This is a genomic window from Pantoea sp. nfd-35 (genome assembly GCF_056892255.1).
This window is the reverse complement of sequence record NZ_CP122403.1, coordinates 904,483-929,592: the sequence shown is the minus strand read 5'-3', so window position 1 is coordinate 929,592 and position 25,110 is coordinate 904,483. Positions and strand designations below refer to the sequence as shown.

The window sequence follows — 25,110 nt, the reverse complement described above, 5'->3', positions numbered from 1 at the left end:
TGCGCAGAGGTTAATCTTTCGTTGAGCCAGCTGGACTGGCTCTGCCGACGCGGGCGTGGCAAGGTTAAACTGGCAACGGCGGGAATGTGAGGCCCCGCCGTCACCGCTGGCTAACTGAGCGGCCAGAGATGTTCAATGATCAGCTGGACGGAGCGATTGCCGCGATACTCATTGATATCAAGCCGATAGGCCAGTTCGACCTGGCGCACGCTGCTGTCAGGCCACAACGTGGTATCCACGTTGAACGCGATACCGTCGATCAGCGGTCCGCCCTCCAGAGGTTCAACCATGACCTTCAGGTGACGTTCACCAACGAGGCGCTGCTGCAGTAGCCTGAACCGGCCGTCGAAAGCGGGCTCAGGGAAAGACTGGCCCCATGGGCCGGCATCACGCAGTACTTCCGCCGTCTGAAGAGAAAATTCAGCGGGCTGCAGGGCACCGTCCGACCAGATGACGCCCTGCAACGCTTCGCCGGCCAGCCATTCGCCCACCAGGTCCGCAAAACGCTGACGAAACTCGTCGTAGCGGGCCTCTTCGAGCGACAGTCCGGCGGCCATCGCGTGACCACCAAACTTCTGCATCAGGCCAGGATGCAACGTATCAAGACGCTCCAGCGCATCGCGCAGATGCAGACCGGCAATCGATCGTCCCGATCCCTTCAGCATGCCATCACCGGCCGGTGCGAAGGCAATAACCGGGCGATGAAAACGCTCTTTCAGGCGGGAAGCCAGAATCCCGACCACGCCCTGATGCCACTCAGGATGATAAAAGGCCAGCCCCAGCGGCAAATCGGTTTGCTCGTTCTCCAGCTTTTGGCATAACGCCAGTGCCTCGCTCTGCATCCCCTGCTCAATCTCTTTGCGCATCTGGTTAAGCGCATCCAGTTCGCTGGCTAACATGCGCGACTGGCTGAGATCGTCGGTCAGTAACAGCGCCACGCCGACAGACATATCGTCCAGCCGACCGGCAGCGTTAAGCCGGGGCCCCAGGGCAAAACCCAGGTCGCTGGCGGCCAACTGTCGGGCATCGCGGTTGGCGATTTCCAGCAGGGCCTTGATGCCCGGACGGCACTTTCCGGCCCGAATACGACTCAGGCCCTGCCACACTAAAATGCGGTTGTTGGCATCCAGCGGCACCACATCTGCCACCGTGCCCAACGCCACCAGATCGAGCAGGTCGGCCAGATTGGGTTCCGACCGCGTGACGCCAAACCAGCCCTGAGTGCGCAAATGGGCGCGCAGGGCCATCATCAGATAGAAAGCGACGCCCACGCCCGCCAGCGAACGAGAGGGGAAATGACAGTCAGGCAGGTTGGGATTAACGATAGCATCGGCGTCAGGCAGCGTTTCGCCCGGTAAGTGGTGGTCGGTCACCAACACCGCAATGCCGTGCTGATGCGCAAGCGCCACACCCGCATGGGACGAAATGCCGTTATCGACGGTCAGAATCATCTCTGCACCGCGCGCGCGGGCCTGCTCAACCACTTCCGGACTCAGGCCGTAGCCATCTTCGAAACGATTGGGCACCAGGTACTGCACGTTGCTGCATCCCATGCTGCGCAGCGCCAGCACCGTCAGGGCGGTACTGGTGGCACCGTCAGCGTCGAAATCCCCGACGACCATAATGCAGCGGCCATCCAGCAGCGCCTGATGAAGCAGGTTAACGGCCTTGTCTATGCCGCTCAGTGCACTGAAAGGGAGCAGGTTTTTCGCGCCCCTTTCGAGCTCGGCGGCGTTGGTGACGCCACGTTGCAGATAAAGCCGACGCAGGAGCGGCGGTAAATCTGCCGGTAACCCCGGCAAATCGGCTACCGCTTCACGGCGACGTAACTCTACTTCGTGCTTTACCACGCCTTAACCACCACGCTTTTGATTATCCAGTACCTGCTTGAGCTCCTGTGGACTTTGATAGCCGGGGATCATCATGCCACTATCGGTCAGAATCGCCGGCGTGCCCTGGATACCAAACAGTACGCCAAGCTGGTACTGCTTGCCGATATCAATCGTGCAGGAGGCTGGCGCATCCATCTTCGGCACATCGCCTTTCATCGCCTCATCAAAGGCTTTGTTGCGATCGGCGCTGCACCACACGGCCTTCATGGCGCTGGCAACTTTGCCGTTCATGCCTTCACGTGGGAAAGCCAGATAGCGAACGGTGATGCCCAGCGCGTTGTAGTCAGCCATTTGTTCGTGCAGTTTGTGGCAGTAGCCACAGGTGATATCCGTAAACACTGTCACCACGTGCTGCTCTTTGGGCGCTTTATACACGATCATTTCCGGAACCAGCGCCTCAACTTTTTTATCCAGTAGCGCGTTCGTCACGTTGACCGGCTGAGCACCGCTGACATCGTAAAGCGGCCCCTGGATCATGTGTTTACCATCATCGGTAACATACAGCACGCCGCTTTCGGTGAGCACGGTTTTAAAACCCGGCAGCGGTGCAGGTTGGATCTCAGCCTGGTGCAAACCCAGTTTCTTCAGGGAAAGCTGAATGGCGCTGTCATCAGCGTGGGTCAAACCGGAAAAAGCGCTGGCCAGCAGCGCCAGCATGGCAACATGTTTGTTCATTGTTTTCCTTACTCTCCGCCAGCTATGCGCGCGGATGATGCTGTTGATGTAACAGTCGCAGACGTTCCGTGGCGACATGCGTATAAATCTGCGTCGTTGAGAGGTCGCTGTGCCCCAGTAACATCTGTACGACACGTAGGTCAGCCCCATGGTTCAGCAAATGCGTGGCGAAAGCATGGCGCAACACGTGGGGAGAAAGCTTTTCGCTATCAATGCCCGCCAGCAGGGCGTAATGCTTGATACGATGCCAGAAGGTTTGCCGCGTCATCTGCTGGGCACGGTTACTGGGGAAAAACACGTCCAGCGTCTGCCCATTGAGCAACCACGGCCGCCCGTGCTCCATATAGTATTCCAGCCAGTGAACCGCCTCTTCACCTAATGGCACCAGCCGCTCTTTATTGCCTTTACCGATCACGCGCACCACGCCCTGGCGCAGGCTGACGTCATTCAGGGTCAGTCCCACCAGTTCCGAAACCCGTAAGCCGGTGGCATATAACAATTCCAGCATGGCTTTATCGCGCAGTTCAAGCGGCACGTTGACATCGGGTGCCTGCAGCAGGCGATCCACCTGCGCCTCGCTCAGATCTTTTGGCAACCGCTGGGGCAGCTTGGGCGCGGCCAGCATCGCGCTGGGATCGTCAGTGCGCATCTTTTCGCGGTACAAATACTGAAACAGACGGCGCATGGCGCTGAGCAGGCGTGCAGAGCTGGAGGCTTTATAGCCGCCTTCCAGTCTCTCCGCGAGAAACTGTTGCAGATCGGGCGCGCTCAGGGTTGTCAGCGTTAAGCCGTGATGCGCCAGCCAGCCGGTGAGAGTTTGCAGATCCTGCCGATAGGAGGACAGGGTATTTTGCGCCAGATTGCGCTCGATCCACAGCGCATCAAGAAACTGTTCTGTCAGTTCACTATCTTGCACGTTTTCCCCACCGTCAGTATGAAATCGTGCTCATTATGCCTGATTCAACCCTGCTTCTGATACAATTACGCCAAAGTCAGGATTAACAGAGCACTATCTGCATGAAAATAGGTCTTTTTTACGGTTCCAGTACCTGTTACACCGAAATCGTAGCGGAGAAAATTAGGGATTTTATTGGCGACGAGCTGGTGACGTTGCACAACGTGAAAGATGACGATCCGCGTCTGATGGAAGACTATGATCTGTTGATTTTGGGGATTCCCACTTGGGACTTTGGCGAGCTGCAGGAGGACTGGGAGGCTATCTGGCCCCAGTTGCCGACGCTCAATTTGCGCAACAAGATCGTGGCGCTGTACGGCATGGGCGACCAGATTGGCTACGGTGAGTGGTTTCTGGATGCTTTAGGCATGCTGCATGAACTGCTCCAGCCGATGGGGGTGCAGTTTGTGGGCTATTGGCCGCTGGACGGCTATGACTTTACCAGCCCCAAACCGCTGAGTGCCGACGGCAAGCAATTTGTCGGACTGGCGCTGGATGACGTCAATCAGTTTGAAGCCACGGATGAGCGCGTTGAGCAGTGGTGCGAGCAGATTCTGACGGAAACCGCCGAGCGGCTTTAAGCCGCGCGCTAAAACGCAATCCTGAAATCCTGGCAAAGGACGCGCCGTCGATACGACTGTATTTGGAAAGCCTGACCTGGAAAAGCGTGTTCTGAAATCGGCACGCTTTCTCGTGACGCGCTGTTCCGGGCACGCCATTTAGCGCCTTGCGGTTTCGCTGAAACAGCATGACCGCAAGGCGCGCCACGCCTCTGGCTGCATGTTGTCCTGCATCAGCCAGAGCCGTAAGGTCTTGCCCTTGCGGTTTCGTGCGACCAGCAACACCGCGCCAGGCAACCAGTACAACGGCTGCTGCGTTTGCCAGTCTTCTCCCTGCCAGTGCCAGTCACGATTGCTGTCGCGCCGTAACCGTCCATGCCGTTGACGCAAGCGGCGATCCTGTTTCCATCCTTCCCACAGCACCACCACGACCAGCCCGGGCTTTATCATCCACTCTGCCGCAGGCAGTTCCATGATGCCAACGCCTGCTATCGTTACTGACAGCGTCAGTGCGAGGATCAGGCGTGCGCGCAAAGAGGGATGAAGTTTACATTGCCACCGGACCGCGTTCACGATTACGCTGCTGAATCAGCTTCACCATGCGTTTCAGCTCGGGATCGGCAGGCTCACCGTGGTTCATCATCCAGTTGAAAAGATCGGGATCGTCACTTTTCAGCAGTGCGATAAACACCTGCTTATCGGTATCATTTAACGTGTCATATTCGTACTTAAAGAACGGCATAATAGCGACATCCAGTTCCAGCATGCCACGACGGCAGGCCCATTGAACGCGCGATTTATTATGAATATCCATGCATTCGTTTCCACATTTCACATCGTGGCAGCTAGTGTACCCTGGATTACTGCTGGCTGCAGGTTCACAAACCGACCCTGTGCAACGCGCCGCAGACTCAGGCTTTTTTTACACATCGGCACGCGTTTTGTGCGCCCTCTTTAGTAAACAGGTTGCATTGTCAGTGTGCTCTTTTACCATTGAAGACATTGTTTCGGATGAACCTTCAGACTCAGGATTTATCGATGCCAACATTTACGCTTCCCCCACGCCAACCTGCGGCCTCATCACGTCTGCCGCTCACGTTAATGTCTCTGGATGCCTGGGCACTGGTTGCCGTGGTCGGCCCTGACAGCACGTCCTATTTACAAGGCCAGTTGACCCTGGATGTGGCGGCACTGGATGCCTCTCATCACCTGCCTGCCGCCCACTGTGACGCCAAGGGCAAGATGTGGAGCAACCTGCGCCTGTTTCATCGCGCTGAGGGTTATGCCTATTTAGTGCGTCGTGAGTTGCGAGACACTCAGCTGCCGGAGTTAAAAAAATACGCCGTATTTTCTAAAGTTACCCTGACCGCAGATGACGATGTCGCACTGCTGGGCGTGGCAGGTTTCCAGGCCCGTGCGGCGCTGGCCAATGTTTTTGACACGCTGCCTGACAGCACCACCCCGGTGGTACAGCAGGGCGACACCACGCTGCTGTGGTTTGCCCATCCAGCAGAACGCTTTCTGCTGGTCACGTCGCCCGCCCAGGCCGATGCCCTGAAGCAGACGCTGGCAGACGATGCGCAGTTCAATGACAGCACCCAGTGGCTGGCCCTGGACATCGAAGCCGGAATTCCGGTTATTGACGCAGCCACCAGCGCGCAGTTTATTCCCCAGGCCGCAAACATGCAGGCGCTGGACGCGATTAGCTTTAAAAAGGGCTGCTATACCGGCCAGGAGATGGTGGCCAGAGCCAAATACCGGGGCGCGAATAAACGGGCGCTCTACTGGCTGTCAGGACAAGCCAGCCACCTGCCCGCCGCCAACGATTCCCTGGAGCTGCAGATGGGCGAGCGCTGGCGTCGCACGGGCACCGTTCTTGCTGCGGTGCAACTGGACGACGGCGTCATCTGGGTGCAGGTGGTCATGAACAACGATCTGGAGCCGGACAGCGTATTACGGGTTGAAGGCGATGAAGGCGGTAAGCTGATGATTCAGCCCTTGCCTTACTCGCTGGAAGAAAGCTGAGTTCAGGGGCGGGACCACGTCCCGCCCTGTGACGTTACATAACGTAGAAGTAGATGGCGCAGAAATGGCAAACACAACCGCCTAAAACAAACGCGTGCCAGATAGCATGGTTAAACGGCACCCGACGCGCGACATAAAAAATCACGCCCAGGGAATAGATAATGCCCCCCGACGCCAGCAGCCAGATGCCCCCCGCCGACAGTTTCATCGCCAGCTGATAGACCACAATCAGCGACAGCCATCCCATGCAGAGATAAGTCACCAGCGACAGTACCTTAAAGCGTTCGGCAATCGTCAGCTTAAAAATAATGCCCAACAGTGCCAGGCCCCATATTACCGCCATCAGCCCATAGGCGAGAGGCGACTGCAGACCGACCATCAGAAACGGCGTGTAGGTGCCAGCAATTAACAGGTAGATTGCGCAGTGATCCACTTTTTTCAGTACGCGCTTCGCACGTGGGTGGCTGACGGCGTGGTAAAGCGTTGAGGCCAGAAACAGCAGAATCATACTGCCGCCATAGAGGCTGGAGCTGATAATGGCGGTCAGCCCGGCATCCATGACCGATGCCTTATCGAGCAGCAGCATTAACCCTACAATGCCGAACAGACAACCCAGTCCATGACTAATACTGTTGGCAATTTCCTCTGCCAATGGATAACCCTGCGTCGGCAAACTTTTGTGACTCATAACATTCCTGCCTGAAAGTGATAGCAACTGCAGATTTATCGTCCAACAGATTACCCAGAAAAACTTTCAGTGTACAAGTGTAAGCTTAAAATAATTATTGCGGTCACCTCCCCTTCGAATTCTGTTAAAATGCGGGCCAGTTAATTGCCGGGTGAGCTTTTCCATGTTCTCGCATCACGATCTTGCTACCCTGAACGATCTTGAAATGCAGGTTTATCAGTACATTATCAAACATCGTGACAGCGTCAGTTACATGACCATTCGCGAGCTGGCTGAACAGGCTGCGGTATCGACCACGACGGTATTACGCTTCTGTCGCAAGATGCAGTGTGAAGGATGGTCAGAATTCCGTATCCGACTGCGTCTGGCCAGGGAACAAACCGCGCCTGCGCTGCCTGTCTCCGGCATCGCAGATATGCTGAGTTTTTTTAAAAGCATCAATAATGATGAGTTTGAGCAGGTCATCCATCGGGCTGTGGGGATGATTAATCAGGCTGAGCGGGTGTTTTTTATTGGTGTCGGCACATCGGGCAGCCTGGGGAAATACGGGGCACGTTTTTTTTCGAACGTAGGCAAATTCAGCCACGCGATCGACGATCCCTATTATCCGATCAGTCCGAGTTTATATGAAAATGCCCTGGCCATTATTCTTTCTGTCTCCGGTGAAACGGAAGAGGTGCTGCGCATCGCCAGTCAGTTCAACCTGAATCAGTGTAAAATCATCGCCATTACGAATAGTGAAACCTGCTCGCTGGCCAAAATGAGCGACTTTACGGTGTCCTATCATGTACCGGTGATACGCATGCCCGACCAGAGCGATATTACGACCCAGGTGCCTGTCATGTATATTATCGAGTCACTGGGTCGGCAACTGAGTAAATAAAACAAAGCGTTTTTTAGCTGTAACAAATCCCTTTTTCGCGGTGGTGTTATAGCGTGACATTATTAAGTGCTTTGCTACACTCACCCCAATTTAATCTTCAGGGGAGAGTGCATAATGAGCTTACCAAAAACGTTTCTGTGGGGCGGCGCGGTCGCGGCTCATCAGGTAGAGGGCGGCTGGGATCAGGGCGGTAAGGGCATCAGTATTGCTGATGTACTGACCGGCGGCGCTCATGGCGTGGACCGCGTCATCACCGACGGCGTCCAGCCAGGAAAATTCTATCCAAATCATCAGGCTGTTGAATTTTATTCTCATTACAAACAGGATATCGCGCTGTTTGCTGAGATGGGATTTAAATGCTTCCGTACCTCAATTGCCTGGACCCGTATTTTCCCTAACGGCGATGAACCGCAACCCAATGAAGCCGGCCTGCAATTCTATGACGACCTGTTTGATGAATTGCTTAAATACGGTATTGAGCCGGTTATTACTCTCTCCCATTTTGAAATGCCCTATCACCTGGTAAAAGAATACGGTGGCTGGCACAATCGTAAGGTTGTCGATTTCTTTGTGCGCTTTAGTGAAGTTGTGCTGAAGCGTTATAAGAATAAAGTGAAATACTGGATGACCTTTAACGAAATTAACAACCAGCGTAACTGGCAATATCCGCTGTTTGGTTACTGCTGCTCAGGCGTTATTTTCACGGAACATGAAAAACCTGAACAGGCGATGTATCAGGTCATGCATCACCAGTTTGTTGCCAGCGCCAAAGTCGTGAAGCTGGGCCACGAGATCAACCCGGAGTTTAAGATTGGCTGCATGATCGCCATGGTGCCGGTTTACCCCTTCTCCTGCCATCCGGATGACGTCATGCTCGCTCAGGAAGCGATGCATCAACGCTATGTCTTTAGCGACGTGCAGATGCGCGGTTACTACCCGGCTTACGCCCTGAAAGAGTGGTCGCGCAAAGGCTATCATATCGACATGGAGCCTGAAGACGCTGAAACCCTGCGCAATGGATGTGCCGATTATGTGGGCTTCAGTTATTACATGAGTACAGCCGTTCAGACCCGCGCCAGTGGCGTTGATGATCCTATTACCGGCTTCGAAGGCACGGTTAAAAATCCGCACGTTAAAGCCTCAGACTGGGGCTGGCAGATCGATCCTGTTGGTCTGCGGTATGTTCTTAATGATGTGTATGAACGCTATCAGAAACCCCTGTTTATTGTTGAAAACGGTTTTGGCGCCATCGATAAACCGAATGCGCAGGGCGTGATAGAGGATGATTACCGCATTGATTATCTGGCCGCGCATATTGAAGAGATGAAAAAAGCCGTCATTCATGACGGGGTGGATCTCATGGGGTACACGCCCTGGGGCTGTATCGACTGCGTGTCTTTCACTACCGGTCAGTACAACAAGCGTTACGGTTTTATTCACGTGAATAAAAACGATGACGGCAGCGGAGACTTCTCGCGCTCCAGGAAAAAGAGTTTTGCCTGGTATCAACAGGTCATCGCCAGCAATGGTGAAAAGCTGTAAGTCGTTTGCCGCAGCGCCCTGCTGCGGCATCATTCTAGCGCCCGCCGGCAGCATCGATAATGCTGCCCGTAATGTAAGAAGCGGCATCGCTGGCTAACCAGACAACGGCTTCTGCGATTTCTTCGGCATAGCCGCCACGCCCCATTGGTATGCCGCTGGCCAGCCTGTCTACCCTGCCGGGTTCTCCGCCGTCAGCATGCATCTCGGTGTAGATCATCCCCGGACGTACGCCATTGACCCGAATTCCCTGCTGGGCCACTTCCAGCGACAGGCCTTTGGTCATGGTGTCCATTGCGCCTTTCGATGCCGCATAGTCGACATATTCGTTTGGCGACCCCGTGCGGGCAGCTGCAGAGGAGACATTGACGATGCTGCCGCCCTGACCGCCATGATGCGTGCCCATGCGCCGGACGGCTTCACGACAGCAAAGAAATGTGCCAAGCACATTCGTGGCAAAAACCTGCTGAATACGTGAGGCATCCAGCTGCTCAAGGCGACATTGTTGGAACAGAATGCCGGCGTTATTCACCAGCAGCGTGAGCGGCAGATCTTCCTGATCCAGCCGTTGAAACAGCGACATCACCTGTGTTTCATCGCTGATATCGGCCTGAACGCTAAAGGCCTCACCGCCGTTACGTACAATCTCATCTACAACCTGATGGGCTTCACTGGCACGTGAACGGAAATTGACCGCCACCCGGTAGCCTCGGGATGCCAGTAAGAGGGACGTCGCGCGACCAATGCCGCGACTGCCGCCGGTAACGAGTGCGAGCTGCATACAAACCTCCATAAAAAAAGGGCCGAAAATCGGCCCTCATAACTAAACGCGTTAAGCTGACTTACGCATAATCGCTCATCGGGACACACGAACAGAACAGGTTACGATCGCCAAAGACATCGTCCAGGCGCTTCACCGTTGGCCAGTATTTATTGTGGCTGCCTGCAGGGAACACGGCCAGTTCACGGCTGTAGGAATGAGACCATTCTCCGATGACTTCCATTTGTGTATGAGGCGCGTTAACCAGCGGGTTATCCTCAAGTGACCACTCACCCGTTTCCACCCGGCCGATTTCCATGCGAATCGCCAGCATGGCATCAATAAAGCGGTCCAGTTCAATTTTGCCTTCTGATTCTGTCGGTTCGACCATGAGTGTTCCGGCGACCGGGAACGACATGGTGGGCGCATGGAAACCGTAGTCGATGAGGCGTTTAGCGATATCCAGTTCGCTGATACCGGTTTGCTCTTTTAACGGACGAATATCAAGAATACATTCGTGCGCTACGCGGCCGTCGCGCCCTGCATACAGGATGGGATAGGCCGATTTTAGCCGGCTGGCAATATAGTTAGCGTTAAGGATCGCGACCGAACTGGCCTGCTTCAGCCCTTCTGCCCCCATCATACGGATATACATCCAGCTGATAGGCAAAATAGATGCGCTGCCAAATGGCGCAGCGGAAACAGCGCCCTGCTGCGTCAGCATGCCGTCAATTTGAACAACGCTGTGGCCCGGCACAAACGGCGCCAGATGGGCTTTCACGCCGATCGGTCCCATTCCCGGCCCACCTCCGCCGTGCGGGATGCAGAAGGTTTTATGCAGGTTAAGGTGCGAAACGTCTGCGCCGATGTAGCCCGGGGTGGTAATGCCTACCTGCGCGTTCATGTTGGCGCCATCAAGATAAACCTGACCGCCGAACTGATGCACAATCTGGCACACCTCGCGAATAGTTTCCTCGTAAACGCCGTGGGTGGACGGATAGGTCACCATAATGCATGACAGCTTATCGCCAGCCTGAGCCGCTTTTTCACGCAGGTCGCCCAGATCGATGTTGCCCTGCTTGTCACAGGCGACCACCACGACATCCATGCCCGCCATCTGAGCCGAAGCCGGATTAGTACCGTGCGCCGAGCTGGGGATCAGGCAGAGATGCCGTTCACCCTCACCGCGGCTTTCGTGATAACGACGAATCGCTAACAGACCGGCATATTCACCCTGCGCACCCGAGTTAGGCTGCATGCAGAGTACATCGTAACCAGTCAGTTGAACCAGCCACTGTGAAAGCTGCCCAATCATTTGCAGGTAGCCGCCAGCCTGTTCAGCCGGGCAGAACGGGTGCAGTTCGGCAAATTCAGGCCAGGTGATCGGGATCATCTCGGCGGCGGCATTGAGTTTCATGGTGCAGGAACCCAACGGAATCATGGCCTGATTCAGCGCCAGATCTTTTTTCTCCAGGCTGTGCATATAGCGCATCATCTCAGTTTCGCTGTGATGACGGTTAAACACCGGATGCGTCAGAATCTCGCTTTCACGCTGCTGCGCGGCCGGAATGGACGGGTTGTCAGCCGTGACCAGGCTGTCGAGTCGATCGATATCCTGGCCGTGCTCATCCCCCAGCAAAATAGCGAACAGTGTAACGATGTCTTCACGGCGCGTGGTTTCATCCAGCGTGATACCGACGGCATTGAGAATGTCGCTACGCAGGTTCACACCGAAGCTCAGCGCACGGTTGAGTACGCCCGCTTTATCCGCAACCTCCACCGTCAGTGTGTCAAACCAATGGCTATGACGCAGTTTAAGCCCGCCACGCTGCAGTCCGGCAGCCAGAATATCGGTAAAGCGGTGGATACGCGACGCAATACGTTTCAGCCCTACCGGCCCGTGGAACACGGCATACAGCCCGGCGATATTGGCCAGCAGCACCTGAGAAGTACAGATATTGGAGTTCGCTTTTTCGCGACGGATATGCTGCTCACGGGTTTGCATCGCCATGCGCAAGGCGGTGTTGCCTGCGGCATCGCGGGAAACGCCGATAATGCGGCCAGGCATTGAACGCTTATGTTCGTCGCGGCTGGCGAAGAAGGCAGCATGCGGGCCACCATAACCCATTGGCACACCAAAGCGTTGGGCCGAACCGAACACGATATCCGCGCCTTGTTTGCCCGGAGATGTCAGCAGCACCAGCGCCATAAAGTCGGCAGCGACGCTGACAACCACCTTGCGTGCTTTCAGCTCGCTAATCAGGTGGGTGTAGTCGTGTACTTCTCCCGTGGTGCCCACCTGCTGTAGCAGCACACCAAACAGGTTGTCGTGATCCAGTGCTTTGGCCGGGTTGTCGATAATCAGTTCAAAGCCAAAGGTTTCGGCACGGGTACGCACGACGTCCAGCGTTTGCGGATGAATATCGTCAGCGATAAAGAACCGGGTCGCGTTTTTCAGTTTGCTGATGCGTTTTGACATCGCCATCGCTTCGGCGGCGGCGGTCGCTTCATCCAGCAGAGAAGCGGAGGCAATGTCCATGCCGGTCAAATCGATCGTAACCTGCTGGAAGTTAAGCAGGGCTTCAAGCCGTCCCTGCGACACTTCTGGCTGATACGGCGTATACGCCGTGTACCAGCCGGGGTTCTCCAGCATATTTCGCAAAATCACCGGCGGCGTAATCACCGCGCTGTATCCCATGCCGATCCAGGATTTATAAAGCAGGTTTTGCCCGGCAATGGCCTTCAACTCAGCCAGCGCCTGTTGTTCAGTTGCGGCATCGCCCACCGCTGGCGGGCCTGGCAACTGAATGTCGGCGGGAACGATAGAACCAATCAACGACGCCAGAGAGCTGGCACCAATCGCCTCCAGCATGACGGCCTGTTGTTCTGGCGACGGACCAATATGGCGCTCAATGAAGGCACCGTTGTGTTCAAGTTGGCTGAGAGTCTGAGTCATGAGCTGTAAATCCTGAATCGGGCTGGGGAACAGAGAATGCAAGTCAGATATCTGCGGCCTCAGTTTGAGGCCGCACGACGATTACTCGTCAATGGAGGCTTTATAAGCATCCGCATCCAGCAGCGAGTCGATTTCTGACTCATCGCTGGCCTTAATCTGGAATAACCAGCCGCCGTCATAAGGCTCGCTGTTAACCTGTTCAGGGGAATCGTTAAGGGCGTCGTTGACGGCAACGATTTCACCGCTGATGGGCGCGTAAATGTCTGAAGCGGCTTTGACCGATTCCGCAACCGCGCACTCTTCTCCGGCAGAGAAAGTGGCACCGACCTCAGGCAGGTCAACAAACACCATATCGCCCAGCAACTCCTGCGCATGTTCGGTGATACCAACGGTATAGGTACCGTCCGCGTTTTTGCGCAGCCATTCGTGACTGTCGCGGTACTTCAACTCCACTGGCACATTGCTCATCGCCCTTTCTCCTGTAATTATGTTTTACTGCGCAACCGGTTTTCCGGCGCGAACGAAAATTGGTTTAGTGACTTTCACAGGCATTTCACGGTTACGGATCTCAACAATCGCGTTTTGCCCAATCCCTGCCGGCACGCGGGCCAGTGCAATGCTGTAACCCAACGTCGGTGAGAAGGAACCGCTGGTGATCACCCCCTGCTGCAACTGACCCTGCTGATCGGTAAAACGCACCGGCAACCCGTTACGCAGAACACCTTTTTCCGTGAGGATCAGCCCAACCAGTTTTTCAGTGCCCTTTTCTCGCTGGCTTTCCAGCGCTTCACGTCCGATAAAGTGGCGGTCGCCAGGTTCCCAGCTAATGGTCCAGCCCATATTGGCCGCCAGCGGCGATACGCTCTCGTCCATTTCCTGACCGTAAAGATTCATACCCGCTTCCAGACGCAAGGTGTCGCGTGCGCCCAGCCCGGCGGGTTTGACGCCCGCACTCAACAAACGCTGCCAGAATCCGACGGCATCGGCGGCAGGCAGCGCAATTTCATAGCCCGCTTCGCCGGTATAACCGGTTGTGGCAATGAACAGTTCACCGGCCTGCACGCCGAAGAATGGCTTCATGCCCTGTACAGCCTGGCGCTGTGCGTCACTGAATAAGGTTTGGGCTTTTTGCTGTGCCTGCGGGCCCTGTACAGCAATGAGTGCGAGATCGTCACGTTCTGTTAACGCGACGCCGTAACCCTGTGCATGCTCGCCGATCCAGGCCAGATCTTTTTCACGCGTCGCGGAGTTGACCACCAGACGAAAAAACGTCTCGTCCATAAAATAAACAATTAAATCGTCAATTACGCCAGCGGAAGCATTCAGCATGCCGGTATACAGGGCTTTGCCCGGCTGAGTCAGTTTGGCGACGTCGTTTGCCAGCAGGAAGCGCAAAAACTCGCGCGTGCGCTCACCTTTTAAATCCACAATGGTCATGTGCGAAACATCGAACATGCCCGCGTCGCTGCGCACGGCATGATGCTCATCCATCTGAGAGCCATAGTGCAACGGCATCATCCAACCGTGGAAATCCACCATCCGCGCGCCATTTGCCTGGTGCTGTTCAAACAAAGGTGTGTGCTGAGTCATAACTATCCTGTGCAGAAACGAGTGAGTTTGAAACCACGCGCCATGTAGCCGACGCAAACGTTCTCTTTGCCTTGACGTTACCACCGAATCAGGCGATTAACCATAAGCAAAGCGAGGTCGAAAGACGTGGCACAGCCTAACCAGGCCCGGGATTAATCAGGATAAAAAACTATAATTTTGTGATTAACCACGCAATAAATACGCCATAGTGATTTATTCACAGCAAATTTATGCGCACAGTCCAGCAGGATGTTAAAAAAATAGCGGATCGAAAACAGTCATGGATAAAAAAAAGTAATGCGAAACTTCACGCAAAATTAGAATAAATCAAACGATGCGCAGTCAGAGTGCAGCCCTGCATTTTTACGGTGCAGCGGAGGGTGAGCATAAAAAAAGCCAGCAATTATGCTGGCTTTTTGCGGGTGAGCGGCGTTACCGCAGCCATGCTGGCATATCATTCAGGCCCATAGCCTGACGCAGCATTACCGGCTTCACGCCCGGCAGGTTATCAGCCAGTTTCAGGCCCAGATCGCGAAACAGCTTTTTGGCTGGATGATTGCCTGCAAACAGTTCACGAAAACCCTGCATTCCGGCAAGCATCATGGCAGCGCTGTGTTTGCGACTGCGCTCGTAGCGGCGCAGATAAAGGTGCTCGCCGATATCTTTGCCCTGCTGGTGCAGGCGGCGGATTTCGCCAATCAGCTCAGCAGCATCCATGAAACCCAGGTTGACGCCCTGTCCTGCCAGCGGATGAATGGTATGTGCCGCATCGCCCACCAGCGCCAGCCGGTGAGCGGCAAAGTTACGTGCATAGCGTGCCGTAAGCGGGAAACACTTGCGCTCGCCTTCCAGCTGGCACAGCCCCAGGCGCATATCGAACGCGACCGACAGTTGTTGATTAAACAGCGCCTCCGGCATGGTTTCGAGACGGCTGGCTTCCTGAGGAGAAAGAGACCAGACGATAGAACAAAGATGGGGATCCTGCATCGGCAGGAAAGCCAGAATGCCATCGCCGTGAAAAACCTGGCGCGCTACGCCGTCGTGTGGCAGCGCCGTGCGAATATTCCCGACCAGCGCATGATGATCGTAATCCCAGAACGTCAGGGGAATATCGGCTTTGTTACGCAACCAGGAGTTGGCCCCGTCCGCCGCCACCATTAGCCGCGCACTCATCATGCTGCCATCCTGCAGCGTAATAAAGGCTTCATTATCGCCAAAGGCCACCTGCTGCAGTTGGGAAGCAGGCAGCAGCGTAACATCACTGCACTGGCTGGCGCGCTGCCATAAGGCGCTGTGGATCACAGGGTTTTCGATGATGTGCCCAAGATGCGTCAGGCCCTGCTGCTCACCGTCAAATGCGATCGCACCGAAGCTGTCGCGATCCCAGACCTCAATTGCCTGGTAAGGGCTGGCACGGAGCGACAGAATCGTTGACCAGACGTCCAGCTTCTGCAAAAGACGTTCACTGGCCGCGTTAATTGCGGATACGCGTACGGACGGCGATGCGCCTGCATCAAATTGCGGCCCGGCAGACTGCTCCAGCACGGCAATGCGTAATCCGCTCCCTTGCAGACCGCAGGCTACTGCCAGACCCACCATACCGCCACCGGCGACCACTACATCGTAAGTTTGCATCAGTGCCTCTCAGTTAACGCTTAACCCAGCCGAGCGTACGCTCGGCCAGAAGATTTCTCAGCCATGGCAGGTGATCCATTGCCAGCAGGCCAAGGTTGCGCCCGACGACCAGCGGCGCATGGCGGTTGGCAAACATACGCACCAGGCCATCAGTGATGCCCACGGTAATGGCCCGATCCTGCTGGCGACGTTGGCGGTAATGTTGCAGGACCGCATAGCTGCCGGGATCCTGCTGCTGTCGGTGCGCGGTTGCCAGGGTTTCTGCAAGCGACATCACGTCACGCAGGCCAAGATTGAACCCCTGACCGGCAATAGGATGCAGCGTCTGTGCCGCGTTACCAACCGTAACGACGCGATGGGAAACCACCGAATCGGCCTGCTGCAGCGCTAACGGATAAACGTCACGCTTACCGGTATGGATAAATTTGCCCAGTCGCCAGCCAAACGCGCGCTGAAGCTGGCTGAGAAACGCCTCGTCACTCCAGCTTTCGACCTGCGGGCGCTGATCCAGCGGATGGCACCACACCAGCGAGAGGCGATTATCTGACATTGGCAACAGCGCCAACGGGCCAAACTCGGTAAAGCGTTCAAAAGCCCGGCCCTGATGGGGAAGTTCACTGGTGACGTTGGCAATAAGCGCTAACTGCTGATAAGGCTCGGTGTGCCACTGCATGCCGCAGGCGGCCGCAACGGCTGAACGGGTGCCATCAGCGGCTACCAGCACATCGCCTTCCAGTTGTTCATCATTATCAAGCGTGACCCGCACGCTTTCCTGGGATCGGGCCACCTGAGTGACGCGCGCGGGACAGCGCAGTGTGACGCCGGGTGCCTGTTTTAACTGTGTGAACAGGCTTTGCCCTACGTCGAATAATTCAACCACCTGCCCCAGCGCGGGAATCGCATAATCGCTGGCGGCGAGTGACACGAAACCGGCATGGCCGCGATCGGATACGTGAATAGTGGTAATCGGTGTGGCACGGGGGGAAATCCGCTGCCAGAGATTGATATCAGCAAGCTGCTGGCAAGTTCCGGCAGACAGCGCAATCGCCCGGCCGTCATAGCCCGGATGCGCACGGCTGCCAGGCTCGCTGCTTTCAATCAGCGTCACGGGCAGTTTACCCTGTGTCAGGTGCGCGATGGCCAGCGCCAGGGTGGCGCCGGTCATTCCTCCACCGGCGATAAGAATGGTCATAACGCGCGTGCCGCCGCCATCAGCGATTCGATTGCATCAGGATCTTTCACGACGCTGTCGGTGAGGTTCTCAATACCGGTTTCGGTAATCACAATGTCATCCTCGATGCGGATGCCGATACCACGGTATTCCACAGGGACGTCAGCATCGGGCGCGATATACAACCCCGGTTCGACGGTGATAACCATGCCCGGCTCCAGAATACGATCGCGGCTTGGTGTGCCGTAGTGCCCCACATCGTGGACATCCAGACCCAACCAGTGGCCCAGACCATGCATAAAGAATTTACGATGGGCATCTTCAGCGATCAGCGTATCTACCTCGCCCTGCATTATCCCCAACTCAACCAGTCCAGTGACCATAATGCGCACGACGTCATCATTAACCTCGCGGATGCTAACGCCAGGGCGGAATCGGGACAGTGCCGTTTCCAGTGATTTGAGTACGATGTTGTACACCGCCCGCTGCGGCTGAGTGAATTTACCGTTAACCGGGAACGTCCGGGTAATGTCACCCGCATAGCCCTGCCATTCACATCCGGCATCGATAAGCACCAGATCACCGTCCTGCATCTCACACTCGTTTTCGGTGTAGTGCAGAATGCAGCCGTTTTCGCCGGAACCCACAATCGTGTTGTAAGACGGGAATCGCGCACCGTGGCGGTTAAATTCGTGATGAATTTCGCCTTCCAGATGATATTCGTACAGGCCCGGACGACAGGCCTGCATTGCGCGCGTATGCGCCAGCGCACTGATCTCACCCGCACGGCGCAGAATGGCGATTTCTTCCGGACTTTTGAACAGGCGCATCTCATGCACCCAGGGACGCCAGTCTGTCAGGCTGGCAGGCGCGCTCAGATTCTGGCGAAAACCCTGCCGCAGTTTATCCAGCGCACCGAACACCAGTTTATCGGCTTCAGCATATTGGCCCTGCGCGTGGTACACCTCATCCAGGCCGTTCAGCAGCAGGTGGAGTTGTTCACCAATATCGTTCCAGGGCAGGGCCCGATCCACGCCGAGCTTAGCGGGCGCCGCATCCTGTCCCAGACGGCGGCCAAACCAGATTTCTGCAGTCAGGTCGCGAACACGATTAAACAGCACACTGTGATTATGGTTCTCATCACTTTTGATCAGCACCAGTAACGCCTGAGGCTCGTTGAACCCCGTGAAGTACCAGAAGTCGCTGTTCTGACGAAACGGATATTCGCTATCATTACTGCGCGTTACTTCAGGCGCGGCAAAAATTAACGCTGCGCTGCCCGGAACCATTTTCGCCAGCAGCGCCTGACGGCGCTGCTGAAAATTTTCCAGTGAAATCATGTCTGCACTCCCTGTTAAACTCAGATAGCTGGCTTAGTGTAGCGTTGGCTTTTGTACTTCTGGCGCAGTCGGTTGCGGACGAGTGAAAGTGTCGTGGCAAAGTAGTGCTGCAACACGAACGTACTCAATCACCTCTTCCAGCGACTGCTCTAATTCTTCCTGATCTTCGTCTTCGTCGTAGCCCAACTGAGCAATCGTGCGCAGATCGTCAATGGCCTCGCCCGTTTCACCGGTGACCTTATCCAGTTTAGGCTGAGTTACGCCCAGACCAAGTAAAAAATGGTTTACCCAGCCCGCCAGTGCATCAGCGCGATCAAACACCGTAATGTCATCATCGGCGGGCAGCATCAGTTGAAAAAGGAAGCCATCGTCCTCCAGCGCAGTCGCAATGTTTTCATGCAAAGACTGCAGTGGCAGGGACAGCGTCTGCGAAAAAGCCATGCCTTCGTTCGCAAGATCGTGGACCAGCGTTTTCCAGCTGTTATCCGCGTTACCGCCACATAAGATGCCGCTGAGTAAGCCGTGCATTTCCGCAGGCGTCATGCCCACGCCATGCTGTGAGAGCGCCGCCGCCAGCGCGTTGTAATCGGGGGTTGCGTTCTGTGAAGACATCATTTTTCATCGTCGTTGGCTGTAAGAGTTCGTGGTATGCTACCACTAGCTGCCTCAAGGTTTCCAGAAAAGGGGTTGTATCTTATTTCTCAGGTCTATATAGTTGCCCGCCTCCCAGGCCATTGAAGGCTAAGGGGAATGGCGAGCCAGGTAATCAGTCAGGAAGGTGGCATGTCTGCACAACCGGTAGATTTACAAATTTTTGGTCGTTCTTTGAGAGTGAATTGTCCGCCTGAACAGCAAGATGCGCTGAACGCGGCAGCAGAAGATCTCAATCAACGGTTGCAAGATTTAAAAGTTCGCACTAGAGTCACAAATACAGAGCAACTGGTGTTCATTGCCGCGTTAAACATTTGTCATGAACTGGCACAAGAGAAAGGTAAGACGCGTGACTATGCTGCTAACATGGAACAACGAATCCGTATGTTACAGCAGACCATTGAACAGGCTTTAGTTGAGCAAGGTCGCATAACCGACCGCCAGGATGCGAAGTTCGAATAACACTTCATGGTCAGTGTGCTACACTAACGGTGAAGTCAATTTTCTCTGAGATGTTTGCAAGTGGGCCAGTCCCCTGAGCCGATATTTCATACCAACAGAATGTGACGCTCCGCAACCTGTGAGCATGCTCGGTCCGTCCGAGAAGCCTGATGGTTGCGACGGCATGTTCACCTTGAACCAAGGGTTCAAGGGTTACAGCCTACGGCGGCATCTCGGAGATCTCCTTTCTGGTCGTACTGCATTACCTCCCACCAGGCATGATATAATGCGTCGCTTAAGCGACTTTGTCTGGGGGACACCATGTCAGCACCCTCTTTAGTACTGCGTCAGGACATCCGTCAGCACGTTCGCCACTTACGTCGCGCTCTGAGCGCTGAGCAGCAACATGCGGCAGCCGAACAACTCGCCCAACATGCGATAAACTTTGCACCACTGGCCGATGCCAACAACGTGGCACTGTTTTTGTCTGTTGATGGCGAAATCAATACACGACCGCTTATCGCCAGGCTGTGGCAGCAAAACAAACGGGTTTACCTGCCGGTTCTGCACCCCTTCGCAGCGGGCCATCTGCTTTTTCTGCGCTATACGCCAGAAACACAGTTAATCCAAAATAAACTGCGCATTCCCGAACCCCCACTGGATATCCGCCATCTGATCACGCTGGATGAACTGGACGTAATGATGGTACCGCTGGTGGCGTTTGATCGCGCCGGACAGCGTTTAGGAATGGGGGGCGGCTTCTACGATCGCACCTTACAGAACTGGAAACAGCATGGTTTTTTACCGGTGGGCATCGCTCATGACTGTCAGCGGGTTGACGCGCTGCCTACAGCGGCGTGGGACATTCCTTTGCCGGCCGTGCTGACGCCATCAAAACTGTGGCTATGGGATGAATAAACCCGGGCATGCTTGTGTGCCCGGGTAGGTGACAGCGTGGGATCAGTAAAGCAGGCGGGCGCGAATCGTTCCCGGAATCGCCTTCATCAGCTGCAGAGCTTTCTCTGCCAGTTCGTGCTCAGCATCAATGTCGATGACCACATAACCCATCATCGGAGAGGTTTGCAGGTACTGAGCGGCAATGTTGATGCCTTGTTCAGCGAAAATCTGGTTGATCGCGGTGAGAACGCCCGGACGGTTTTCGTGAATATGCAGCAGACGACTGGCGCTAATGCCGTGCATCGGCAATGACACTTCCGGGAAATTGACGGCGGACAGCGTTGAACCGTTATCCGAATATTTCGCCAGCTTGCCCGCGACTTCAATCCCGATATTCTCCTGCGCTTCTTCCGTCGATCCCCCGATGTGCGGCGTCAGGATAACGTTGTCGAATTCGCTCAGTGGGGAAACAAACGGATCGCTGTTGGTCGCCGGCTCTACAGGGAACACATCAATCGCAGCGCCACCAACCTGCTTGCTGGCCAGCGCTTCGCACAGTGCAGGAATATCTACCACGGTGCCGCGTGAGGCGTTTATCAGCAGGCCGCCAGGCTTCATCTGCGCCAGCTCATTGGCAGAAATCATATTTTGCGTAGAGGCGGTTTCCGGGACATGCAGGCTGACAACGTCACTCATATTTAGCAACTGCGTCAGGCTACGAACCTGTGATGCGTTGCCCAACGGCAGCTTGTTTTCGATGTCATAAAAGTAAACGTGCATGCCCAGACTTTCTGCCAGCACGCCCAGTTGCATACCGATATGGCCATAGCCAATGATACCCAGCTTTTTACCGCGCGCTTCAAAAGAGCCTTTGGCGATTTTATTCCAGATACCACGGTGCGCTTTGGCATTCGCTTCCGGAACACCGCGCAGCATCAGCAGCATCTCGCCAATAACCAGCTCGGCCACAGAACGCGTATTTGAGAAAGGTGCGTTAAAAACCGGGATACCGCGTTTCGCTGCGGCATTTAAATCAACCTGATTCGTTCCGATACAGAAACAGCCTACCGCTACCAGTTTTTCTGCAGCGGCAAAAATCTCTTCGGTCAGTTGGGAACGGGAACGGATACCGATAAAATGCGCATCGCGAGCGGAAGCTTTTAACGCCTCGGCATCCAGTGCGCCTTTGTGGAATTCAATATTGGTGTAACCTGCAGCACGAAGATTTTCCAGCGCGCTCTGATGGACACCTTCCACCAGCAGGAACTTAATTTTGTCTTTTTCCAGTGATACCTTTGCCATTTCCCAACCCTATTCAGAATTCAACGAGGACTGAACGCAGTCAGCCGTCTGTCAAAATATCAAAAAAATCGCCTGCGGCAATACAAACGATTGCCTGACCGCCAGCATGGCAGGGCTCAGAGGACGTACTTTGCCAGACAAAATCGTGGGTTGGCCGCATCGAGAAGAACGAACCCGCTGCCGATGACGGTTATGTGACATAAGTCACCAAATTTCAGCCTGGTGAGAAAAGTTTTTTTAAATCAAAAAAAGCGGGCGCCCTGTTGCGCGCCCGTACTTTATTTTTTGAGGGTTTTGACACCGTCAGGTCCGCCAATCAATGCGACATCTGCGCCACGCGTGGCGAACAGCCCCACAGTGACGACGCCAGGCAGGGCATTAATCGTTTTTTCCAGCTCAATGGGATCGAGAATACGCAGATTGTGCACATCAAGAATGATATTACCGTTGTCAGTCACCACATTCTGACGATATTCCGGCAAACCGCCCAGCTTCACCAGTTCACGCGCGACATAGCTTCGCGCCATCGGGATAACTTCAACCGGCAACGGGAAGCGTCCAAGCACGTCCACTTCTTTGGATGCGTCGGCGATACAGATAAACTTTTTGGCAACCGCCGCGACGATTTTCTCGCGCGTTAAGGCAGCACCGCCCCCTTTGATCATCTGCATTTGTGGGTTAATTTCATCGGCACCGTCGACATAAATGGCCAGATCATCAATCTCGTTCAAATCAAACACCTGAATGCCCAGGCTTTTTAGCTTTTGCGTCGACGCTTCGGAACTGGATACGGCCCCCTCAATCTGATGTCTAATGCTGCCGAGCGCATCAATAAAGTGAGCGGCCGTAGAACCCGTACCGACGCCGACGACAGTACCGGGCTGCACATAATCCAGTGCGGCCCAACCAACAGCTTTTTTCAGTTCATCCTGGGTCATGATATGTTTAGAACCTGTGCGATAAGGAAATGCGCGTAGTATAAAGCAAGGCTTGCTGAAAATGCTCGGATGCATTGGGCGGATTTAATGCTTTGGAAGCCAGCCCACAAAAATATCGCTGACATTTCCGTTGGAGTATTTGTGGCATAGTAACGTCCATCCTGAAGGAGAGAGAAAAATAATGAAACGCCCGGACTACAGAACGCTTCAGGCGCTGGACGCAGTGATACGTGAACGCGGATTTGAACGTGCCGCACAAAAACTTTGCATTACGCAGTCTGCCGTCTCGCAACGCATTAAACAGTTGGAAAATCTGTTTGGTCAGCCGTTATTAGTTCGTACGGTACCGCCTCGTCCCACTGAACAGGGGCAAAAGCTGCTCGCACTTCTGCACCAGGTTGAGTTACTGGAGGAAGAGTGGCTGGGCGATGAGAACAGCGGCACCACGCCGCTACTGCTGTCGCTGGCGGTAAACGCCGACAGTCTGGCAACGTGGCTGTTACCGGCATTAAAAGACGTACTGGCCGATTCGCCTGTGCGCCTGAACCTTCAGGTTGAGGATGAAACCCGCACTCAAGAGCGTCTGAGACGAGGCGAAGTGGTTGGCGCAGTCAGTATTCAACCGCAGCCGCTACCCAGCTGTCTGGTGGATCAACTGGGTGCGCTGGATTATTTGTTTGTGGCGTCAAAGGATTTTGCAGAGCGCTTTTTCCCCAACGGTGTAACGCGTTCCGCCCTGCTTAAAGCGCCAGCCGTGGCATTTGATCACCTGGATGATATGCATCAGGCCTTTTTGCAGCAGAATTTTGATTTATCACCGGGTAGCGTTCCCTGCCACATCGTCAACTCGTCCGAAGCGTTTGTGCAGATGGCCCGGCAGGGCTCGACCTGCTGTATGATCCCTCATCTGCAGATTGAACGCGAACTGGCGAGTGGCGAGCTAATCGATCTCACGCCGGGGCTGTATCAACGCCGGATGCTGTACTGGCACCGTTTTGCGCCTGAAAGCCGCCTGATGCGTCGGGTAACGGATGCGCTGATTGCGCATGGCCATCGGGTGCTACGTCAGGATACGGCGGAATAATCGCCCTTTGCCGCAGCAAAATTTGGGCGTTGCGGTGAGAAGGTGCACTTGTGAAAGCGGCACGGCGTTAATGGCCGTCAGGGGCATTTTTTAGAAGGCAATACGCAGCGCTGAGCAGAGGGAATCAACCAAGATTTACCCGCAAGGATGCGGGTAAAAGGCGCAGCCGCCACAGGGATGTGCCGGCTGCGCCGGTCCGTCAGGTTGATGAGCGATGTGAAGGAACCGCATCAGCGGCGCGAGGACCGCCTGGCAAAAATTGCCCCTGATGGCTTAACCACAATACCAATAAAGGCTTACTGTGCCGTATTTGGTTTCATCTCAAAAACCACATCCACCTGGTCATCAAAGTTGATGCTTTGCTGATCGTAGGTTTCCTGTGCAGAAGTATCTGCCACAGCCGCGGCTTTAAACATGCGGTTCATTGGCATTGGCTGATAGTTTGCCACCTGATAACGAATGCTGTAGATCGGGCCCAGTTTGGCATTAAAACCTTCAGCCAGTTCAGCCGCCTGTTGGGTCGCATTTTTGATTGCGGCCTGACGTGCCTGCTGCTTGTAGCTTTCAGGATTAGCGACGCCCAGTTCAACGCTACGCACTTCATTCAGACCGGACTTCAGCGCACCATCAAGCAGATCGTTAAGTTTGTCCAGCTGACGTACGGTGACCTGAACCTGACGCACCGCACGGTAGCCTTTGAGCTGTGACTTACCGTCTTTGGTGTAATCATATTCTGGCTGCGTCGTCAGGTTCGCGGCTTCGATATCCTTTTTCTCAATACCGTTTTTTTGCAGGAAATCAAAATATTGCGCTACGCGGCTATCGACCTGCTTTTTTGCCTCTGCGGCATCTTTCGATGAGACATTCACCACAATTGACAGCGTCGCGATATCCGGGCGGGCATCTACAGTTGCCTTACCTGACGTAACAACATGGGGTCCGTTCGGCAGTTCGTCAGCCTGTACGCTCAAAGGCAATGCCCCTGCACTCATCATCGCGGCAAGCGCCAATGCTTTCAGTTTCATGAAAGTCCTCCTTGAAAAGGTCAGTTCGATGGCTCCCGGTACATGAAGCCCACAAGCGCATCATATTACGCGTTGTTTGGAGTGAAGATTATGGCAAAAGTTC

Annotated in this window: 24 protein-coding genes and 1 other RNA gene; 8 read left to right on the top strand and 17 right to left on the bottom strand. The window is 54.8% G+C overall.

Going from position 1 to position 25,110, the window contains the following annotated elements:
• Positions 1-110 precede the first annotated feature (110 nt).
• From recJ to xerD, 3 genes are read right to left on the bottom strand one after another with little or no spacing between them, the layout of a single operon-like run.
• Positions 111-1,850 carry a single-stranded-DNA-specific exonuclease RecJ gene (recJ, locus tag P9J57_RS04460; protein ID WP_013027000.1) on the bottom strand — a complete coding sequence of 580 codons (1,740 nt, stop codon included), beginning with the start codon at positions 1,848-1,850 and terminating at the stop codon, positions 111-113.
• A 3-nt stretch (positions 1,851-1,853) separates the two neighbouring features.
• Complete coding sequence (gene dsbC / locus P9J57_RS04455) at positions 1,854-2,567, bottom strand: bifunctional protein-disulfide isomerase/oxidoreductase DsbC (RefSeq protein ID WP_015699601.1); 714 nt, start codon at positions 2,565-2,567, stop codon at positions 1,854-1,856.
• Between the two features lie 22 nt (positions 2,568-2,589).
• Entirely contained in the window at positions 2,590-3,483 is an 894-nt protein-coding gene (xerD, locus tag P9J57_RS04450; protein WP_015699600.1) for a site-specific tyrosine recombinase XerD, read from the bottom strand.
• Positions 3,484-3,584: 101 nt separating this feature from the next.
• Here xerD and fldB point away from each other — a divergent pair, with 101 nt between their 5' ends.
• Positions 3,585-4,103 carry a flavodoxin FldB gene (fldB, locus tag P9J57_RS04445; protein WP_013027050.1) on the top strand — a complete coding sequence of 173 codons (519 nt, stop codon included), beginning with the start codon at positions 3,585-3,587 and terminating at the stop codon, positions 4,101-4,103.
• 138 nt (positions 4,104-4,241) lie between these two features.
• Here the strand turns inward: fldB and P9J57_RS04440 are convergent, their stop codons facing one another.
• Both P9J57_RS04440 and sdhE read right to left on the bottom strand, forming a co-directional pair.
• Positions 4,242-4,655, bottom strand: coding sequence for a protein YgfX (locus P9J57_RS04440; RefSeq protein ID WP_015699599.1), 414 nt, complete (start codon positions 4,653-4,655; stop codon positions 4,242-4,244).
• Entirely contained in the window at positions 4,630-4,896 is a 267-nt protein-coding gene (gene sdhE / locus P9J57_RS04435; RefSeq protein WP_014605131.1) for an FAD assembly factor SdhE, read from the bottom strand. Before sdhE ends, P9J57_RS04440 begins: the two co-directional genes overlap by 26 nt.
• A 224-nt stretch (positions 4,897-5,120) precedes the next feature.
• On the opposite strand from sdhE, the gene ygfZ reads away from it, so the two are divergent.
• Entirely contained in the window at positions 5,121-6,107 is a 987-nt protein-coding gene (gene ygfZ, locus P9J57_RS04430) for a tRNA-modifying protein YgfZ (RefSeq protein WP_015699598.1), read from the top strand.
• 34 nt (positions 6,108-6,141) lie between these two features.
• Here ygfZ and trhA read toward each other — a convergent pair whose 3' ends face one another.
• Positions 6,142-6,795, bottom strand: a complete 654-nt coding sequence (trhA, locus tag P9J57_RS04425; protein WP_105091887.1) for a PAQR family membrane homeostasis protein TrhA — start codon at positions 6,793-6,795, stop codon at positions 6,142-6,144.
• Positions 6,796-6,958: 163 nt separating this feature from the next.
• On the opposite strand from trhA, the gene P9J57_RS04420 reads away from it, so the two are divergent.
• Entirely contained in the window at positions 6,959-7,678 is a 720-nt protein-coding gene (locus P9J57_RS04420) for a MurR/RpiR family transcriptional regulator (protein WP_028715756.1), read from the top strand.
• Positions 7,679-7,792: 114 nt separating this feature from the next.
• Positions 7,793-9,220 carry a 6-phospho-beta-glucosidase gene (locus P9J57_RS04415; RefSeq protein WP_483279398.1) on the top strand — a complete coding sequence of 476 codons (1,428 nt, stop codon included), beginning with the start codon at positions 7,793-7,795 and terminating at the stop codon, positions 9,218-9,220.
• Positions 9,221-9,254: 34 nt separating this feature from the next.
• Here the strand turns inward: P9J57_RS04415 and P9J57_RS04410 are convergent, their stop codons facing one another.
• From P9J57_RS04410 to P9J57_RS04375, 8 genes are all read right to left on the bottom strand, one after another.
• On the bottom strand, positions 9,255-9,998 hold the full coding sequence (locus P9J57_RS04410) for an SDR family oxidoreductase (protein ID WP_028715757.1): 744 nt from the start codon (positions 9,996-9,998) through the stop codon (positions 9,255-9,257).
• A gap of 61 nt (positions 9,999-10,059) precedes the next feature.
• Positions 10,060-12,933 carry an aminomethyl-transferring glycine dehydrogenase gene (gcvP, locus tag P9J57_RS04405; protein ID WP_483279397.1) on the bottom strand — a complete coding sequence of 958 codons (2,874 nt, stop codon included), beginning with the start codon at positions 12,931-12,933 and terminating at the stop codon, positions 10,060-10,062.
• An 81-nt stretch (positions 12,934-13,014) separates the two neighbouring features.
• Positions 13,015-13,401: a glycine cleavage system protein GcvH gene (gcvH, locus tag P9J57_RS04400; protein ID WP_014594498.1), complete on the bottom strand. Its 387-nt coding sequence runs from the start codon at positions 13,399-13,401 to the stop codon at positions 13,015-13,017.
• Positions 13,402-13,425: 24 nt separating this feature from the next.
• Positions 13,426-14,523, bottom strand: a complete 1,098-nt coding sequence (gene gcvT / locus P9J57_RS04395; protein WP_015699593.1) for a glycine cleavage system aminomethyltransferase GcvT — start codon at positions 14,521-14,523, stop codon at positions 13,426-13,428.
• A 432-nt stretch (positions 14,524-14,955) separates the two neighbouring features.
• Positions 14,956-16,158 (bottom strand): FAD-dependent 2-octaprenylphenol hydroxylase, encoded by a 1,203-nt coding sequence (gene ubiI, locus P9J57_RS04390; protein WP_210523781.1) that lies wholly within the window; start codon positions 16,156-16,158, stop codon positions 14,956-14,958.
• Between the two features lie 13 nt (positions 16,159-16,171).
• Positions 16,172-17,350, bottom strand: coding sequence for a 2-octaprenyl-6-methoxyphenyl hydroxylase (gene ubiH, locus P9J57_RS04385; protein WP_072139022.1), 1,179 nt, complete (start codon positions 17,348-17,350; stop codon positions 16,172-16,174).
• Positions 17,347-18,669, bottom strand: a complete 1,323-nt coding sequence (gene pepP, locus P9J57_RS04380) for a Xaa-Pro aminopeptidase (RefSeq protein ID WP_013027063.1) — start codon at positions 18,667-18,669, stop codon at positions 17,347-17,349. The genes ubiH and pepP overlap by 4 nt, the downstream gene beginning before the upstream one ends.
• A gap of 33 nt (positions 18,670-18,702) precedes the next feature.
• The gene (locus tag P9J57_RS04375; protein WP_483279500.1) at positions 18,703-19,281 is read right to left on the bottom strand and encodes a YecA/YgfB family protein; all 579 of its coding nucleotides are present in this window, start codon (positions 19,279-19,281) and stop codon (positions 18,703-18,705) included.
• 171 nt (positions 19,282-19,452) lie between these two features.
• On the opposite strand from P9J57_RS04375, the gene zapA reads away from it, so the two are divergent.
• The 3 genes from zapA (at position 19,453) to P9J57_RS04360 (ending at position 20,679) form a co-directional block, all read left to right on the top strand.
• Positions 19,453-19,782, top strand: a complete 330-nt coding sequence (gene zapA / locus P9J57_RS04370; RefSeq protein WP_015699590.1) for a cell division protein ZapA — start codon at positions 19,453-19,455, stop codon at positions 19,780-19,782.
• 39 nt (positions 19,783-19,821) lie between these two features.
• Positions 19,822-20,005: non-coding RNA, 6S RNA (gene ssrS, locus P9J57_RS04365), on the top strand.
• Between the two features lie 77 nt (positions 20,006-20,082).
• A complete protein-coding gene (locus tag P9J57_RS04360) occupies positions 20,083-20,679 on the top strand; it encodes a 5-formyltetrahydrofolate cyclo-ligase (protein ID WP_013027066.1) in 597 nt (198 codons plus the stop codon).
• Between the two features lie 42 nt (positions 20,680-20,721).
• Here the strand turns inward: P9J57_RS04360 and serA are convergent, their stop codons facing one another.
• Together serA and rpiA are read right to left on the bottom strand one after the other, a co-directional pair.
• Positions 20,722-21,960: a phosphoglycerate dehydrogenase gene (serA, locus tag P9J57_RS04355; RefSeq protein WP_013027067.1), complete on the bottom strand. Its 1,239-nt coding sequence runs from the start codon at positions 21,958-21,960 to the stop codon at positions 20,722-20,724.
• A gap of 278 nt (positions 21,961-22,238) precedes the next feature.
• Positions 22,239-22,898, bottom strand: a complete 660-nt coding sequence (gene rpiA / locus P9J57_RS04350; RefSeq protein WP_483279396.1) for a ribose-5-phosphate isomerase RpiA — start codon at positions 22,896-22,898, stop codon at positions 22,239-22,241.
• A gap of 181 nt (positions 22,899-23,079) precedes the next feature.
• On the opposite strand from rpiA, the gene P9J57_RS04345 reads away from it, so the two are divergent.
• Complete coding sequence (locus tag P9J57_RS04345; protein ID WP_014594503.1) at positions 23,080-23,982, top strand: LysR family transcriptional regulator ArgP; 903 nt, start codon at positions 23,080-23,082, stop codon at positions 23,980-23,982.
• A 296-nt stretch (positions 23,983-24,278) separates the two neighbouring features.
• Here the strand turns inward: P9J57_RS04345 and P9J57_RS04340 are convergent, their stop codons facing one another.
• Positions 24,279-25,007, bottom strand: coding sequence for an oxidative stress defense protein (locus P9J57_RS04340; protein WP_013027070.1), 729 nt, complete (start codon positions 25,005-25,007; stop codon positions 24,279-24,281).
• Between the last annotated feature and the right edge of the window lie 103 nt (positions 25,008-25,110).

Excerpts from the sequence above, each read along its gene's own strand:
- P9J57_RS04410 (WP_028715757.1), bottom strand. The coding sequence starts at position 9,998 with ATGCAGCTCGCACTCGTTACCGGCGGCAGTCGCGGCATTGGTCGCGCG.
- sdhE (WP_014605131.1), bottom strand. The coding sequence starts at position 4,896 with ATGGATATTCATAATAAATCGCGCGTTCAATGGGCCTGCCGTCGTGGC.
- P9J57_RS04360 (WP_013027066.1), top strand. The coding sequence starts at position 20,083 with ATGTCAGCACCCTCTTTAGTACTGCGTCAGGACATCCGTCAGCACGTT.
- ubiH (WP_072139022.1), bottom strand. The coding sequence starts at position 17,350 with ATGACCATTCTTATCGCCGGTGGAGGAATGACCGGCGCCACCCTGGCG.
- gcvP (WP_483279397.1), bottom strand. The coding sequence starts at position 12,933 with ATGACTCAGACTCTCAGCCAACTTGAACACAACGGTGCCTTCATTGAG.
- ubiI (WP_210523781.1), bottom strand. The coding sequence starts at position 16,158 with ATGCAAACTTACGATGTAGTGGTCGCCGGTGGCGGTATGGTGGGTCTG.
- gcvH (WP_014594498.1), bottom strand. The coding sequence starts at position 13,401 with ATGAGCAATGTGCCAGTGGAGTTGAAGTACCGCGACAGTCACGAATGG.
- zapA (WP_015699590.1), top strand. The coding sequence starts at position 19,453 with ATGTCTGCACAACCGGTAGATTTACAAATTTTTGGTCGTTCTTTGAGA.
- dsbC (WP_015699601.1), bottom strand. The coding sequence starts at position 2,567 with ATGAACAAACATGTTGCCATGCTGGCGCTGCTGGCCAGCGCTTTTTCC.
- pepP (WP_013027063.1), bottom strand. The coding sequence starts at position 18,669 with ATGATTTCACTGGAAAATTTTCAGCAGCGCCGTCAGGCGCTGCTGGCG.
- P9J57_RS04345 (WP_014594503.1), top strand. The coding sequence starts at position 23,080 with ATGAAACGCCCGGACTACAGAACGCTTCAGGCGCTGGACGCAGTGATA.
- rpiA (WP_483279396.1), bottom strand. The coding sequence starts at position 22,898 with ATGACCCAGGATGAACTGAAAAAAGCTGTTGGTTGGGCCGCACTGGAT.
- P9J57_RS04375 (WP_483279500.1), bottom strand. The coding sequence starts at position 19,281 with ATGTCTTCACAGAACGCAACCCCCGATTACAACGCGCTGGCGGCGGCG.
- serA (WP_013027067.1), bottom strand. The coding sequence starts at position 21,960 with ATGGCAAAGGTATCACTGGAAAAAGACAAAATTAAGTTCCTGCTGGTG.
- P9J57_RS04340 (WP_013027070.1), bottom strand. The coding sequence starts at position 25,007 with ATGAAACTGAAAGCATTGGCGCTTGCCGCGATGATGAGTGCAGGGGCA.
- trhA (WP_105091887.1), bottom strand. The coding sequence starts at position 6,795 with ATGAGTCACAAAAGTTTGCCGACGCAGGGTTATCCATTGGCAGAGGAA.
- ygfZ (WP_015699598.1), top strand. The coding sequence starts at position 5,121 with ATGCCAACATTTACGCTTCCCCCACGCCAACCTGCGGCCTCATCACGT.
- gcvT (WP_015699593.1), bottom strand. The coding sequence starts at position 14,523 with ATGACTCAGCACACACCTTTGTTTGAACAGCACCAGGCAAATGGCGCG.
- P9J57_RS04420 (WP_028715756.1), top strand. The coding sequence starts at position 6,959 with ATGTTCTCGCATCACGATCTTGCTACCCTGAACGATCTTGAAATGCAG.
- P9J57_RS04415 (WP_483279398.1), top strand. The coding sequence starts at position 7,793 with ATGAGCTTACCAAAAACGTTTCTGTGGGGCGGCGCGGTCGCGGCTCAT.
- fldB (WP_013027050.1), top strand. The coding sequence starts at position 3,585 with ATGAAAATAGGTCTTTTTTACGGTTCCAGTACCTGTTACACCGAAATC.